General features: G+C 65.1%; 14 protein-coding genes and 1 pseudogene. 3 read left to right on the top strand and 12 right to left on the bottom strand.

Going from position 1 to position 14,051, the window contains the following annotated elements; all coding sequences use genetic code 11:
• Nucleotides 1-43 precede the first annotated feature (43 nt).
• The 8 genes from RAD10_RS03610 to murJ all read right to left on the bottom strand — a co-directional run bounded on the left by RAD10_RS03610 (nt 44) and on the right by murJ (nt 6,490).
• A complete protein-coding gene (locus RAD10_RS03610) occupies nt 44-724 on the bottom strand; it encodes an HAD family hydrolase (RefSeq protein ID WP_461616358.1) in 681 nt (226 codons plus the stop codon).
• Between the two features lie 4 nt (nt 725-728).
• Entirely contained in the window at nt 729-1,184 is a 456-nt protein-coding gene (locus tag RAD10_RS03605; RefSeq protein ID WP_018319430.1) for a Fur family transcriptional regulator, read from the bottom strand.
• A gap of 39 nt (nt 1,185-1,223) precedes the next feature.
• On the bottom strand, nt 1,224-1,709 hold the full coding sequence (gene rimI, locus RAD10_RS03600; protein WP_461616357.1) for a ribosomal protein S18-alanine N-acetyltransferase: 486 nt from the start codon (nt 1,707-1,709) through the stop codon (nt 1,224-1,226).
• Entirely contained in the window at nt 1,706-2,401 is a 696-nt protein-coding gene (gene tsaB, locus RAD10_RS03595) for a tRNA (adenosine(37)-N6)-threonylcarbamoyltransferase complex dimerization subunit type 1 TsaB (protein ID WP_461616581.1), read from the bottom strand. Before tsaB ends, rimI begins: the two co-directional genes overlap by 4 nt.
• Nucleotides 2,402-2,489: 88 nt before the next feature.
• Nucleotides 2,490-3,059: a NifU family protein gene (locus tag RAD10_RS03590; protein ID WP_461616356.1), complete on the bottom strand. Its 570-nt coding sequence runs from the start codon at nt 3,057-3,059 to the stop codon at nt 2,490-2,492.
• A gap of 167 nt (nt 3,060-3,226) precedes the next feature.
• A complete protein-coding gene (locus RAD10_RS03585) occupies nt 3,227-3,721 on the bottom strand; it encodes a universal stress protein (protein ID WP_026202179.1) in 495 nt (164 codons plus the stop codon).
• A 92-nt stretch (nt 3,722-3,813) separates the two neighbouring features.
• Nucleotides 3,814-4,866 carry a tryptophan--tRNA ligase gene (gene trpS / locus RAD10_RS03580; RefSeq protein ID WP_018319435.1) on the bottom strand — a complete coding sequence of 351 codons (1,053 nt, stop codon included), beginning with the start codon at nt 4,864-4,866 and terminating at the stop codon, nt 3,814-3,816.
• A 91-nt stretch (nt 4,867-4,957) separates the two neighbouring features.
• The gene (gene murJ, locus RAD10_RS03575) at nt 4,958-6,490 is read right to left on the bottom strand and encodes a murein biosynthesis integral membrane protein MurJ (RefSeq protein WP_461616355.1); all 1,533 of its coding nucleotides are present in this window, start codon (nt 6,488-6,490) and stop codon (nt 4,958-4,960) included.
• Between the two features lie 125 nt (nt 6,491-6,615).
• Between murJ and RAD10_RS03570 the strand changes: the two genes are divergently transcribed.
• The gene (locus RAD10_RS03570; RefSeq protein ID WP_461616354.1) at nt 6,616-7,617 is read left to right on the top strand and encodes an adenosine kinase; all 1,002 of its coding nucleotides are present in this window, start codon (nt 6,616-6,618) and stop codon (nt 7,615-7,617) included.
• Between the two features lie 131 nt (nt 7,618-7,748).
• Here the strand turns inward: RAD10_RS03570 and RAD10_RS03565 are convergent, their stop codons facing one another.
• On the bottom strand, nt 7,749-9,443 hold the full coding sequence (locus RAD10_RS03565; protein ID WP_461616580.1) for an AMP-binding protein: 1,695 nt from the start codon (nt 9,441-9,443) through the stop codon (nt 7,749-7,751).
• A 119-nt stretch (nt 9,444-9,562) separates the two neighbouring features.
• The gene (locus RAD10_RS03560) at nt 9,563-10,756 is read right to left on the bottom strand and encodes a serine hydrolase domain-containing protein (RefSeq protein WP_461616353.1); all 1,194 of its coding nucleotides are present in this window, start codon (nt 10,754-10,756) and stop codon (nt 9,563-9,565) included.
• Between the two features lie 346 nt (nt 10,757-11,102).
• Between RAD10_RS03560 and RAD10_RS03555 the strand changes: the two genes are divergently transcribed.
• Nucleotides 11,103-11,423, top strand: a complete 321-nt coding sequence (locus RAD10_RS03555) for a hypothetical protein (protein ID WP_461616352.1) — start codon at nt 11,103-11,105, stop codon at nt 11,421-11,423.
• A 119-nt stretch (nt 11,424-11,542) separates the two neighbouring features.
• Complete coding sequence (locus RAD10_RS03550) at nt 11,543-13,036, top strand: NAD-dependent succinate-semialdehyde dehydrogenase (protein ID WP_461616351.1); 1,494 nt, start codon at nt 11,543-11,545, stop codon at nt 13,034-13,036.
• A 52-nt stretch (nt 13,037-13,088) separates the two neighbouring features.
• Here the strand turns inward: RAD10_RS03550 and RAD10_RS03545 are convergent, their stop codons facing one another.
• A complete protein-coding gene (locus RAD10_RS03545) occupies nt 13,089-13,364 on the bottom strand; it encodes a hypothetical protein (RefSeq protein WP_104464997.1) in 276 nt (91 codons plus the stop codon).
• Nucleotides 13,365-13,790: 426 nt separating this feature from the next.
• Nucleotides 13,791-13,980 (bottom strand): annotated as a pseudogene (locus RAD10_RS03540) (hypothetical protein); the annotation flags it as partial.
• Between the last annotated feature and the right edge of the window lie 71 nt (nt 13,981-14,051).

The raw sequence follows: 14,051 nt of genomic DNA, 5'->3' as shown, positions 1-14,051 counted from the left end.
CCGGCTTCACGCGCTCTGCACGTGCCCGAATGACGGTCAAAGGCTACCTCACGGGGCGGGCCGGTTCGATCCGTCGGACCAGCTCCGGCAATTGCCGCATATCATCGAATGTCGATCCGGCGCCGGCGGCGCGCAGCCTTTCGGCGTGACCCGGCGGGCAGTGGCTGCCGCCGTGAAAGCCCAGCACGGTCATCCCGGCTGCGGACGCGCCTGTTACCCCGGGGACGCTGTCCTCGATCACAAGGCAGCGTTCCGGCGCGACTTTCATCTGCTTGGCGGCGAACAGAAACAGATCGGGCGCGGGCTTGCCGCGTGCGACCTGGCTCGCTGAGAAGATGTGCGGAGCGAGCAGGTCGTAGAGGCCGGCACAGGTCAGGCCGTGAGTGATCTTCTCCGGCGTGCCGCTCGATGCGACGCATTTGGGCAAATCGATCGCGCCGATCGCCGCAGCCACATGGGTAATCGGCTGCAGATCGCTGGCGTAGAACTGCAGCGTGGCCGCATTCACCTGCTGCTCTATATCGTGGGGGAGGCTGCGACCGATCTCCTGCTCGACCATCCGCCGCGCATCCTTCTCGGACACGCCGAGGAAGCGGACCAGCACCTGCTCCGAGGTGATCGGATAGCCGTGCCGCGTCAGCACATCGGCATGGGCGCGACAGGAGATCACCTCGCTGTCCACGAGCACACCGTCGCAATCGAAGATGATGAGGTCTATCGGCACTAAATCAAGACGTCGGCTTGTCGTCGTCGAGCGGGACGCAATAGAGCTCGAGCCGGTGGTCGACCAGCCGGTAGCCGAGCTTGCGGGCGATCTCCGCCTGCAGCTTCTCGATCTCCTCGGAGGTGAACTCGATCACCTTGCCGTCGCGCAGATTGATGAGGTGGTCGTGATGGCTGTCGCGCATCTGCTCGTAGCGCGCGCGGCCCTCGCGGAAATCATGGCGCTCGATGATGCCGGCATCCTCGAACAGCTTGACGGTGCGATACACGGTCGAGATCGAGATCTTGTCGTCGACGGCGACGCAGCGCCGGTACAGCTCCTCGACATCGGGATGATCGATCGCCTCCGCGAGCACGCGGGCGATGACACGGCGCTGCTCGGTCATGCGCATGCCGGTGGCGGCACAGCGCGCTTCGATGCCGGACGCCTTGGATGCGGAAGAAGGTTTCAGTGCGGTCATAGTTTGTCTGCCTGGCGGGGGCGCTTTCTGCCACCAATGTTACGACAAGTCACGTCGCATCAGAAGGGCGTTCAATTGTTCCCCGTTCGGCTGCTTATAGTAGCGTTCGCGGCGCCCGACCACCATGAATCCGGCCCCATCGTACAGCCGCCGCGCCGGCTGGTTATTTTCCTCAACTTCGAGAAATATTGTGCGCACGCCGCGCCCCGCGAGATGGCCGAGATGGGTCATCAGCAGCGTGCGGGAGAGGCCGCGGCCGCGATAGGCCTCGTCCACCGCGATCGAGAGGATTTCCGCTTCGTCCGCCCCGATCCGCGATACCGCGAATCCGACCGTCCTGCGGCCGAGGCGCAGCCGATGCACGAGCGTGTTGTGCTCGCTGACCATGCTCTCGAATTCGCCCTCGCCCCAGCCGCGCGCGAAGGCGGCGCCGTGAAGCTGCGCCAGCTGCGCGGCGTCACGCACGGATGCGGGCTCGACGGCGGCGGTGCCGCCGCGCCACCATTCCGACAGCCATCTCATCATGGGGTCGCGGCTTGTGCTGCAAATGGCGGCGGTGCCGCCGGCTTGGCGTCGGGCGCCTTCAGATAGAACGGCCGCGCCGGATTCGTCGCGGGATCGGCGGCAGCGCCGAGCCATGCGACCCAGCCGATATCGGGCGCGGGCTGCGCGTCGACCGCGACCGGCGGTGGGACATCGTTCGGCCAGCGCTCGGCGAGGATGTTTGCGGCATTGCCGACCAGATGCGGCGCGCCGAATTGCGAGGCCGCGATCGCCTCGTCGATGGGAGCGACGCTCGGCCGCACCAGCTGGCTGCCGTCGCCGGCGACGATCTGGAAATAGACATGGTCGTGCCGCGCGTCGATCGCGGAGATCACGGGTGCCGATTTGCTCTGGCCGACGATGGCGGCGGCATAGGCCGACAAGGTGGTCAGGCCGATCGCCGGCCGCTCGGCCGCGAGCGCAAGGCCGCGCGCCGCCGAAATGCCGACGCGCAGGCCGGTGAAGCTTCCGGGGCCGACGGTGACCGCGATGCGGTCGAGCGCGGTGAAGGCGAGATCGGCCGATTGCATCACGCGCGCGATCATCGGCATCAGGGCCTCGGCGTGGCCGCGCTTCATGAGAAGCTGCTCCTGCGCAACGAGCTCGGCCGTTTCGGTGTCGAGCACGGCAGCGGCGCAGGCGTCGAGCGCGGTATCGATGGCGAGGATCAGCATGGACAAGCGAATGGCGAGTGGTGAATGGCGAATAGTCTAGCCGATCGGAATGCCATTCGCCATTCGCTACTCGCCATTCGCGGATCGATCACATCGGTCGGACTTCGACCACGTCCGGCACGAAGTGCTTCAGCAGGTTCTGGATGCCATGCTGGAGCGTCGCGGTCGATGACGGGCAGCCGGAGCAAGCGCCCTTCATGTTGAGATAGACGATGCCGTCCTTGAAGCCGCGGAAGGTGATGTCGCCGCCGTCATTGGCGACCGCCGGCCGCACGCGGGTCTCGATCAGGTCCTTGATCATGTCGACCGTTTCGGCATCGGCCTCGTCGAAGAACTCGTCCTCGTCGTCGAGATCGGCATCATCAGCAGCCGCGCCGTCGGCGAGCAGCGGCGCGCCGGACATGTAGTGCTCCATAATGGCACCGAGGATCGCGGGCTTGAGCTGCTGCCATTCACCGTTCGCCTTGGTCACGGTGATGAAGTCCGATCCGTAGAACACGCCGGTGACGCCGGGCACCTCGAACAGCTTTTCGGCCAGCGGCGAGCGCGTGGCGGCTTCGCGGCTCGCAAATTCCATCGGGCTGCCGTCGACCACGACGCGGCCCGGAATGAATTTCAGCGTGGCAGGATTGGGGGTGGCTTCGGTTTGAATGAACATGGTTTTCTCCAGACGTCGCCGGTTCAAGGCCGGCGCGTGCTCTCTCCACTAGCAGATGGCGACGGAGAACGCACGATCAAGGGGAACGAGCAATTTCGTCCATAAATTTCAGTGAGTTAGGGCGCTGCTCACCCTCCCCCTCCAGGGGAGGGTAAGAGGTACCGTCGCTACGATAGCGAATCCACGCTTTGGTCGCTGAGCGCGCCGGAAATGATGGTCACGGGAATCGGGAAGGTTCCGACCGCGTGGGCCAGCAGCGCAACCAGGGGACCCGGCCCCTCCGCACCGGGATTGGCGGCGAGCACCAGCATGGCGATATCAGGGTCCTCGTCGATCACCGCCAGCAGTTGCTCCATCGGCACACCCTCGCGGATCACCCGCTCCGGGGTGATCGCGGCGATGCCGTTGGCGCGGCCGGCGGCACGGTCGAGCGCGGCCTCAGCCGCTTCCTGTGCTTCGGCGCGCATGATATCGGCGACCCCCAGCCATTCCTGGCTCTGCTGTTCGGGTTCGATGATGCGCAGCATCACCACGCCGCCGCCGGCACGGATCGCCCAGCGGCTGGCATAGTAGACCGCGCGATCCCATTCGGCGGTGTCGTCGACGACGACGAGGCATTTGGGCTTGTGACCCGGCTCGAAGCAAAGTCGCTTGCTGGTCATGCATGTCCCGGCATGTGCACGGCCGGCATGCTGCCACACTCCCGCAAGGTTGGGGAGAGGAGATGCGGCCGGCGCGCTGGCGCCGACCGTCTCTATCGCCGGCGGATGAAGCCGACGATGTCCTTGGAGAGCTTCATCGTCTCGTCGGCGATGGCGCGGGCCCGGTCGGAACCTTCGTTCAGGATCGAATCGATATGGCCGGGGTCGGCGACGAGGCGCTTCATCTCGCCGGCGATCGGCGCCAGCTTGGTGACGCACAGCTCCGCCAGCGCGTTCTTGAAGCTGGAGAACTGGCCGCCGCCGAATTCGCGCAGCACGTCCGCCTTGGGGCGGCCGGACAGTGCGGCGAAGATGCCGACGAGGTTGTCGGCCTCGGGACGGGCCTCGAGGCCCTTCTCCTCTGACGGCAACGGCTCCGGATCGGTCTTCGCCTTGCGGATCTTCTGCGCGATGGTGTCGGCATCGTCGGTCAGATTGATGCGCGAATTGTCCGACGCATCCGACTTCGACATCTTCTTGGTGCCGTCGCGCAGGCTCATCACCCGCGTCGCGGGGCCCGTGATCAGGGGTTCCGGCAGCGGGAAGAACAGCCCGTCATTGGCGCCGAGGTTGCGGATCGAGTCACCAAAGTCGTTGTTGAACTTCTGCGCGATGTCGCGCGAGAGCTCGAGATGCTGCTTCTGGTCCTCGCCGACCGGCACGTGGGTGGCGCGGTAAAGCAGGATGTCGGCGGCCATCAGCACGGGATAGTCGAACAGGCCGACGGAGGCGTTCTCGCGGTCCTTGCCGGCTTTCTCCTTGAACTGGGTCATGCGGCCGAGCCAGCCCATGCGCGCGACGCAGTTGAAGATCCAGGCGAGCTCGGCATGGCCGGAGACCTGGCTCTGGTTGAACACGATGTGCTTCTTGGGATCGATGCCGCTCGCGATGAACGCCGCAGTCACTTCGCGGGTGTTACGCGCGAGCTCGGCCGGTCCGCCCCAGACGTCGACGCCTTGCGTGATCGCGTGCATGTCGACGACGCAATAGATGCAGTTGTGGGTTTCCTGCATCTTCACGAAGTTGACGATGGCGCCGAGGTAATTGCCGAGATGCAGATTGCCCGTCGGCTGGACGCCCGAAAAGACCCGTTCAACGAATGGCATGGTAAGCCTTCCCATAGGTATTCGGCCGTCGTTTCCAACAGCGGCGCTGCCCCGTCAAGGGTAATTCGATGGACCCGCGCACCGGGCCGGGCTAGGCGGGTCGCTTCAAGGCGGCTACCGCCTCGCGCCAGGAAGCGGCGCCGAGGATTTGCAGCAGCAAGCCGTAAACGGCGATCCCGGCCGCGATCTGCACGCCCAGCACGATGAATTTGATGAAGCCGTGCGCCTCGGCGGGCACCAGGCCTGTAGTCAGCCAGAGCAGGGCGCCCATGACCGCGGCGGCGAGCACGATCCTTGGCAGCCGCTTGCGGGCGGCAGAATCGATCGAGAAGCCGAATTCGCTGGTGCCCTTCCGCAGCAGCGAGAGCGCACTGCTCCAGGCGCCGGCCGCGATGCTCGCCGCGATCCCGCTTGTGCCAAAGAAATGGCCGAGCAGCACGGCGAGGGCGACCGCGACCACAAAGCCTTTGGCCGTCGCCAGCAGCGGCGTCATCGTATCGCTGCGGGCATAGAAGGCCGGCGACAGCGCCTTGATCAGCACGTGGGCGGGCAGGCCGAGCGCCAGCCACATCAAGGCATGCGCGGTCGCCGCGCTATCATCCGCGCTGAACGCGCCATGCTCGAACAACAGCCGCACGATCGGCTCGGCCAGCACGATCAGGCCGAGCGTGGCGGGGAGCGCCAGCCCGGTCGCCAGCTCCAGCGCCCGCGATTGCGCATGCGCCACCGCATCACGGTCACCGCCGCTCACCGCGCGCGTCAATTCCGGCACCAGCACGGTGCCCATGGCGACGCCGACGATGCCGAGCGGCAGCTCGATCAGGCGGTTTGCGAAATAGAGCCAGGACACTGCGGACGGCGTCGCGGACGCGATGATCGCGCCCGCGACCATCAGCCATTGCGGTCCCGAGCTTGCGATCATGCCGGGGATCGCCTTGGCGAAGAAGCTGCGCATCTCCTTGTCGAAGCTGACGCGCAGAGGCGCGGCGAGGCGCGCACTCCTCTGCGACAGCAGCATCAGGAGTTGCAGCAGGCCGGCGACGCCGACCGTGGCCGCCAGCAGCCACGCGGCGAAGCCGGCGTCAGCGTGCCAGACAAGCAGCAAAGCGATCGCAGCGATCAGCGCGATGTTGAACAGCAGCGGCGAGAATGCCGTGAGCGCAAAGCGTCCTTGCGCGTTGAGCAGGCCCATCAGCACGGTGACGGGACCGGCGAAGGCGAGATAAGGCAGCATCAGCCGGGCGTTCTGAACCGCGAGATCGAGCGTGCCGGCACCGAGAAAGCCCGGCGCGATGACGGTCATGATCAGCGGCATCAGCAGGGCAATGCCGATCGAGATCGCAATCAGCGCCGCGCTGACCGTGCCCAGCACGCGCCCGGCGAACGCCGCCGCAGCCGCCGCACCGTCGCGGTCACGGATGCGCAGCCAGGCCGGGACCAGCGCCGCGTTCAGCGCGCCTTCGCTGAGCAGCCGGCGCACCACATTGACGAGCTGGAAGGCGGCCAGGAACGCATCCGCCACGGCGCCGGTGCCGAGCAGCGCCGCGATCAGGGAATCGCGGGCAAAGCCCAGCAGCCGTGAGGCCAGTGTTCCCGTCGAGACGGTCAGGAAGGAGCGGATCATCGGCTCTTTATCATACCGTTGCTTGCTCGCGCAGGCCCGGTCGTGATAGGCCGCGAGCCAGATTTCGGGATGACAGGAAGCGGATTTCCGCAGGGTTCGCAATCCGCCAAACAGGATCAAGGTGAATGGTTGACGTGAAATATGACGTTCTCGGCATCGGCAACGCGTTGTTCGACGTGCTGGTCAGGACCGACGAGGCCTTTTTGGGCAAGCACGGCATGACCAAGGGCAGCATGTCCCTGATCGATGAGGCACGGGCGGCTGCCATCTACAAGGACATGGGCCCGGCCACTGAAGTCTCGGGCGGCTCGGCGGCCAACACCATCGTCGGCATCGGCAGCTTAGGGGCACGTGCGGCCTATGTCGGCAAGGTCAAGGACGACCAGATCGGCAAGCTCTACGTCCATGACATCCGCGCTGCCGGCGTCGCCTTCAACACGCCCGCCGCGAAGGACGGCCCCGCCACCGGCTGCTCCTACATCCTGGTCACTGGTGACGGCGAGCGCACCATGAACACCTATCTCGGTGCCGCGCAGGATCTTTCGCCCGCCGACATCGATCCGGCCGAGATTGCCGGCGCCGGCATCGTCTATCTCGAGGGCTATCTCTGGGATCCCAAGAATGCCAAGGACGCCTTCGTCAAGGCGGCCAAGATCGCCCATGACGCCAAGCGCAAGGTGGCGCTGACGCTGTCGGATTCCTTCTGCGTCGACCGCTATCGCGACGAGTTTCTCGCGCTGATGCGCAACGGCACCGTCGACATCGTCTTCGCCAACGAATCCGAGCTGCATTCGCTCTACATGACCTCGGATTTCGACACCGCGCTGAAGCAGCTGCGCAACGACGTCAATCTCGGCGTCGTCACCCGCAGCGAGAAGGGCTGCGTGGTGGTGACACCGACCGACGCCGTCGCAGCTCCGGCCTCGCCGATCACGAAGCTGGTGGACACCACCGGCGCCGGCGATCTCTTTGCAGCGGGCTTCCTCTACGGCCTTTCGCGTAACCTCGCGCACAAGCAGTGCGGCGAGCTCGGCGCGCTCGCGGCCGCCGAAGTGATCCAGCACATCGGCGCGCGTCCGCAGGTGTCGCTGAGGGAGCTGGCCCAGCAGCGCGGGCTGACGGTTTAGGAAAGTCCCGCACCTGCCTCGCTGATCCAGTATTCCAGAGGCGGTTGTGATCGATCGAGAAGCCGCGACGTACTGGATTCCCCGCTTTCGCGGGGAATGACAACCGTTGTGCGGAAAGGGTACTCAGTCCCTCACGCCGTCTTCGCCGCCTTCAATCCCAGCCGCTGCTCCACGGCATCGCGCATCACGAATTTCTGGATCTTTCCCGTCACCGTCATCGGGAATTCATCGACGAACTCCACGTAGCGTGGGATCTTGTTGTGGGCGATCTGGCCGTCGCAGAAGGCGCGGACCTCCTCGGCCGTCAGCGTTTCGCCCGGCCTGACGCGAATCCAGGCGCAGAGCTCCTCGCCGTAGCGGGTGTCGGCGACGCCGAAGATCTGCACGTCCTGGATCTTGGGGTGACGGTACAAAAACTCCTCGATCTCGCGCGGGTAGAGGTTCTCGCCGCCGCGGATCACCAGATCCTTGATGCGGCCGACGATGTTGCAATAGCCTGATACGTCGATGGTGGCGAGGTCGCCGGTGTGCATCCAGCCATTGGCGTCGAGCACGTCGGACGTCTTTTCCTTCTCCTCCCAATAGCCCAGCATGACGCTGTAGCCGCGGGTGCAGAGCTCGCCGCGTTCGCCTCGCTTGACGATCCTGCCTTCGAGATCGACGACCTTCACCTCGACATGCGGGTGAATGCGGCCGACGGTGGAGACGCGGCGCTCGAGCGGATCGTCGGTCGCGCTCTGGAAGCTCACCGGGCTGGTCTCGGTCATGCCATAGGCGATGGTGACCTCGCGCATGTTCATCTCGGTGTTGACGCGCTTCATCACCTCGATCGGGCAGGGCGCGCCCGCCATGATGCCGGTGCGCAGCGATTTCAAATTGAAATTCTTGAATTCGGGGTGGTCGAGCTCCGCGATGAACATGGTCGGCACGCCGTACAGCGCAGTGCATTTCTCCTGCTCGACCGCGCGCAGCGTCGCAAGCGGATCAAAGCCCTCGCCCGGGTAGACCATGGTGGTGCCGAGCGTGACCGAGGCAAGGTTGCCCATGACCATGCCGAAGCAATGATAGAGCGGCACCGGAATGCAGATGCGATCCGCTTCCGTCAGGCGCATCGCGCGTCCCGTGAAATAGCCGTTGTTGAGGATGTTGTGGTGGGTCAGCGTCACGCCCTTTGGCGATCCGGTGGTGCCGCTGGTGAACTGGATGTTGACGGGGTCGTCGAACTGAAGCGCAGCACCGAGCGTGGCAAGCTGTTCGCGATGCTCGGCTCTGCCCATCCGCGCGACCTCCTCGAAAGGGATCGTACCTGAGGCCGCCGGGCCGCCGATCTGGATCACCATCCGCAAGGCCGGCAATCGCGCCGCCTGCAACTGTCCGGGCCTGGCACCCGCCAGCTCCGGCAACAGCGTGTTGAGCATCTCCATGTAATTGCTGGTCTTGAACGCCGTCGCCGTGACGATCGCCGCGCAGCCGACCTTCTTCAGCGCGAATTCGAGCTCGCTGAGGCGGTAGGCCGGATTGATCGTCACCAGGATCAGGCCGGCTTTGGCGGCGGCGAACTGGGTCAGCGTCCATTCCGGCCGGTTCAGCGACCAGATGCCGATCCGTTCCCCGCGTTCGAGCCCGAGCGCGAGAAAGCCGGCGGCGAGCTCATCGACCCGCTCGGCGAATTCTTTCCAGGTCCATCTGACGCCGTGGCTGGGCGAGACCAGCGCCTCGCGATCGCCCCACCGCCGCACCGCGTGGTCGAGGCTGCGGCCGATGGTGTCGCCGAGCAGCGGCGTGTCCGAGATGCCGCAAACGTAGCTGTCCGCTTTGTCCGCCAGATCGCTCGCCAAGTTCGTCTCCTCGAAGTTGATGCCTCGTGCCTGAAGCCGATGGCCTTGGGCACGAGGTTATCGATTGCGGCGAAGGCGCGCGACGCCGCGCACCTCATACTAAGTGGCTAGGCCGCCTTCTTCCCGCTGCCCGCGTCGAGCCCGGCATAGATGCCACGCTCGAAGCCCGCGAACGCCTGCAGGCACTTGGCGTCGACGAACGGCAACACCTGCATCAGGATGACGCCGGAAACATCGCGTGCCGGGTCGATCCAGAAATAGGTGTTGGCAAGACCGGCCCAGGCGAGGCTGCCGGCGCTGCGGCCTTCTGGCGTCTTGGCGGTGTTGATCAGGAAGGAGAGCCCCCACTTCTTCACGATGTCGGGGAAGAGATCGACGTCGTTGGTGTACATGGGCGCCACTGTCGTCATCTTGCCAATCGTGAGATCACCGATGTGGTTCTGGCCCATCAGCGCGACCGTCTCGGGCTTCAGCACCTGGTTGCCGTTGCCGCGGCCCTTGTTGAGGATCATCTGGGTGAACTTGATGTAGTCGCCGGCCGTGCTGTAGAGGCCGCCGCCGCCCATGTGGAATTCCGGATTCTGTTCGATCTCGAACGGAATCGGCGCCAGCGATCCATCCTCGCCGCGTGCGTGCGTGGCGACCAGGCGCTGGCGCATGTCGTCGGTAATCTTGAAGGCGGTGTCGTTCATGCCGAGCGGTGTGAACATGTGATCGCGCAAGTAAGCATCGAGACGCTTGCCGCTCACGGCTTCCACCGCCTTGCCGACGAAGTCGATGTTGATGCCATATTCCCAGCGCGTGCCGGGATCGGACATGATCGGCGTCTTCAGCGCAACGTTCTGGCAGGAGAAGATGTTCGGCGTTCCGGTCTTCTCCAGATATTGCGCGCAATCGCCGTTCCAAACGTTGTAGGCAAACCCGGCAGTGTGGGTCATGAGATGGCGCAGCGTGATCGCGCCCTTCGCCGGCCGCAGTTTTGGTTCGCCATTGGCATCAAAACCTTCGAGCACCTGCGGCTTGGCGAGATCGGGCAACACTTCACCGATCGGCGTATCCAGCGACAGCTTGCCCTGCTCGACCAGTTGCATCGCGCCCGCCGACGTCACCGCCTTCGTCATCGAGGCGATCCAGAACACGCTGTCCACTGTCATCGCGTCGGACTTGGACAGGTCGCGCTTGCCGAATGCGCCCTGATACAGCACGTCGTTACCGCTGGCGGCGATGGCGACGACGCCGGGGATCTCCTTGGCGTCGCTCTTCTGACGCAGAATCTCGTCGATCTCAGCTTTGCTTTGCATGGCGTTTCCTCGAGTTTGATTATTGTTGGCAGTGATCGATTGTCCTCCCGCACGCTCCGCGCGGCAAGCGCGTCCAGATGCCCGCGGCGGTCGCGATGTCGTGACTTGACGGTCCGTGCCCCACGCAGGACGACAGGCAGGCCGAACGGCAACACTCCGTCACAATCTGCGGTGGATGGCCGCATCTCCCCGTGACCGTGAATGGGCGCTGGCGATATGATTCCTGTGTTTGAAGCACTTGAAACATTTTGTGCGTTGCGGCGTTCAGCACTCGGCCAATCGACGGCCGACGTTAAGACTTGATGCAAATTTGGCGATCGCCAAGCGGCCGCGAGGGGGACCTCAGATGATTTCGACATGGAGCGAATGGAAGCGCTATCCCCGTCCCGGACGGGGCGAGAACCTGGAGGCGCCGATTTCGCCAGGGATCTACGAGGTGCGCATCGCCGGGACCGGCGCGCTCTATTCCTTCGGTGCAGTCGACAATCTGGCGCAGGCGCTGGCGCTGCTGCCGGTGGGCTCCAAGAACTGGTTCGGCCGCCGCAACCCGTCCGACGTTCCCCATCTCGAATACCGTACCTGCGCAACCTCGTCGAAGGCCGACGCCAAGGCCGCGGCCGAACGCATGATCGGCCGCCGCGAGACCTATATGAGCGGCGCGGCCTAAGGCCGCTGCCGGTTTAGCTCCCATCAGATGTGCGTTGGGGGACGGTGCATTGCGCGCTGCTTGTCCCTATATTCCGGCCGATCCGATCGCCCCGAAATGATCGTTCGAGGAGTAACGCCATGACCCCGCCCGCTGCCGCACGCGCCACGCAAGCCACCGCCACCCTGCGCGACCGGTTGAAAGACCCCTCGCTCCTGAAGGAGGCCTGCTACATCGACGGCGCCTGGGTCGGCACGCCGGTCTTTGCCGTCAACAATCCCGCCAACGGCGTCGAGCTTGCAAAAGTGCCGCAGCTTGGTGCGGACGATACCACCAAGGCGGTCGAGGCCGCTCAGCGTGCCTTTCCGGCCTGGGCCAAGCACACCGCCAAGCAGCGCTCCAACATCCTGCGCAAATGGTTCGAGCTGATCATCGCCAACCGCGAGGATCTCGCGCTGATCCTGACCTCAGAGCAGGGTAAGCCACTCTCGGAAGCCCTCGGCGAGGTCGATATCGGTGCGGCCTATATCGAGTTCTTCGCCGAGGAAGCGAGGCGCGTCTACGGCGAGACCATTCCGACGCAGCGGTCCGACGCGCGGCTGCTCGCGATCAAGCAGCCGATCGGCGTCTGCGGCGCGATCACGCCGTGGAATTTCCCGAACTCGATGATCACCCGCAAGGTCTCCCCGGCGCTCGCCGCCGGCTGCACCGTGGTGCTCAAGCCCGCCAACGAAACGCCGCTCTCGGCGCTGGCGCTGGCCGTGCTTGCCGAGAAGGCCGGCATCCCCAAGGGCGTCCTGAACATCATCACCGGTGATGCGCCGCCGATCGGGAAGGTGCTGTGCGAGCATCCGGCGGTGCGCTTCGTCGGCTTCACCGGTTCGACCGCGGTCGGCAAGATCCTCTACCAGCAGGCCTCCGTCGGCGTGAAGCGGCTTGGCCTCGAGCTTGGCGGCAATGCGCCCTTCGTAGTGTTCGACGACGCCGATATCGACGCTGCGGTCGAAGGCGCCATCGTCTCGAAATACCGCAACATGGGCCAGACCTGTGTCTGCGCCAACCGGCTCTACGCCCAGGACAAGATCTACGACGAGTTCGTGCAGAAGCTGTCGAAGAAGGTCGCCGCGATGAAGATCGGAGATGGCACCGAGAGCGGCGTCACGCAGGGGCCGCTGATCAACCTGAAGGCGGTCGACAAGGTCGAACGCCACATTGCGGATGCGGTCAAGCGCGGCGCCAAGGTCGTCACTGGTGGCAAGCGCAGCGAGCTCGGACGCTCCTTCTTCGAGCCGACCGTGCTGGCCGACGTCAAGCCGGACTCGCTGGTGTCGCAGGAGGAAACCTTCGGCCCGCTGGCGCCGGTGATTCGCTTCAAGGACGAAGCCGATGTGGTCGCGATGTGCAACGCCTCGCCGTTTGGCCTGGCGTCGTACTTCTACTCCCGCGATCTCGGCCGCGTCTGGCGCGTCGCCGAAGCGCTGGAGTCTGGCATGGTCGGCGTCAACACCGGTCTCATCACCACGGAAGTCGCGCCCTTCGGCGGCGTCAAGGAAAGCGGCCTGGGACGCGAAGGCTCACGTCACGGCATGGAAGAATATGTCGAGATCAAATACGTGATGATGGCGGGGGTGTGACCGGCAATCGAGGCTCCCGCGCCGGCGATTTGGACTCGCCGGCGCGAATGCATCAGCGGCACACGTAGGCGCCGTTCACATAGACGCGGACGCATGCTGCGCCGGCAGCTGCCGCACCCACAGCCGCGCCACCGACGACCGCGCGCCGCGTGGTTCGGCGTGCGACGCCGGCGACGCTCGCTGGGGTGGCCGGTCGGCCGACCCTGGCTTCGGCGCTTGAAACGCCGAGTGCGATACCGGTGCCGTTCGACCAGTTCGCCGAGCCGAACATTCCGCAGCCCAGAACGGCTGCAACAAGTAGCATTCGCTTGGTGCCGACCAGCCTCATGGCAATCTCCCTCGTTGTGTCAAAGCCGAGTGAGCAGCATTCCTCCGCCATTCGCTTCCGGTTTGATCTGGATCAATGCAGCCGAGGACTTGCAGAGCGGCTTGCTCGCTGCTGCGAGGCGCGGGACTTGCGGCGGAGGCGCGAAATGTGGAAGGCGGCTCGAAGGCCGCCTCCCGTTCGTGCGCCTATGTCGTTACTGGCAGCGATACATCCGGCCGTCTTCCATCTTGGTCATCGTACCGGGCGTGCAGACCATGCCGTTTCGCTTGCGCCAGTCATCCGGCGAGTAGGCGTAAGACGCGTAGGGGCCGCTCCCCGCATAGTAATCCGGACCGGTCCCCCATCCCGGCGACGTTGCGGCAACCGCGGCGGCCGTGCCAACTGCTGCGGCGCCTGCGCCGACTGCGGCGGCACCGTAGCCGTATGCGGCGCGCCGAGTCTGTCGACGCGCCACGCCGGCAACGCTCACCGGAGTCAGCGGGCGGCCGACCCGCGCCTGTGCATTGTCGACCGACATCGAGACGCCGTGCTCCTCAGACCACGCGAAGGAGAACAACGCCGCGCAGGCAAAGGTCGAGGCTGCTATGGCAATTCTTGTCACACGTGTAGGTGTCATGCTTCTTCTCCATGGCTGTCTTCCAAATGCGCCTTCGCTGTCCAGGGGCGGTGTCCCTGGACGTCTTCGTC

It is taken from the genome of Bradyrhizobium sp. 23AC (genome assembly GCF_054863025.1).
The sequence above is the reverse complement of the archived record's forward strand: the minus strand, read 5'-3'. Positions and strand labels throughout refer to the sequence as shown.

Excerpts from the sequence above, each read along its gene's own strand:
- rimI (WP_461616357.1), bottom strand. The coding sequence starts at position 1,709 with ATGATGAGATGGCTGTCGGAATGGTGGCGCGGCGGCACCGCCGCCGTC.
- tsaB (WP_461616581.1), bottom strand. The coding sequence starts at position 2,401 with ATGCTGATCCTCGCCATCGATACCGCGCTCGACGCCTGCGCCGCTGCC.
- trpS (WP_018319435.1), bottom strand. The coding sequence starts at position 4,866 with ATGCCATTCGTTGAACGGGTCTTTTCGGGCGTCCAGCCGACGGGCAAT.
- RAD10_RS03560 (WP_461616353.1), bottom strand. The coding sequence starts at position 10,756 with ATGCAAAGCAAAGCTGAGATCGACGAGATTCTGCGTCAGAAGAGCGAC.
- RAD10_RS03605 (WP_018319430.1), bottom strand. The coding sequence starts at position 1,184 with ATGACCGCACTGAAACCTTCTTCCGCATCCAAGGCGTCCGGCATCGAA.
- RAD10_RS03590 (WP_461616356.1), bottom strand. The coding sequence starts at position 3,059 with ATGTTCATTCAAACCGAAGCCACCCCCAATCCTGCCACGCTGAAATTC.
- RAD10_RS03570 (WP_461616354.1), top strand. The coding sequence starts at position 6,616 with ATGGTTGACGTGAAATATGACGTTCTCGGCATCGGCAACGCGTTGTTC.
- RAD10_RS03555 (WP_461616352.1), top strand. The coding sequence starts at position 11,103 with ATGATTTCGACATGGAGCGAATGGAAGCGCTATCCCCGTCCCGGACGG.
- murJ (WP_461616355.1), bottom strand. The coding sequence starts at position 6,490 with ATGATCCGCTCCTTCCTGACCGTCTCGACGGGAACACTGGCCTCACGG.
- RAD10_RS03585 (WP_026202179.1), bottom strand. The coding sequence starts at position 3,721 with ATGACCAGCAAGCGACTTTGCTTCGAGCCGGGTCACAAGCCCAAATGC.
- RAD10_RS03550 (WP_461616351.1), top strand. The coding sequence starts at position 11,543 with ATGACCCCGCCCGCTGCCGCACGCGCCACGCAAGCCACCGCCACCCTG.
- RAD10_RS03545 (WP_104464997.1), bottom strand. The coding sequence starts at position 13,364 with ATGAGGCTGGTCGGCACCAAGCGAATGCTACTTGTTGCAGCCGTTCTG.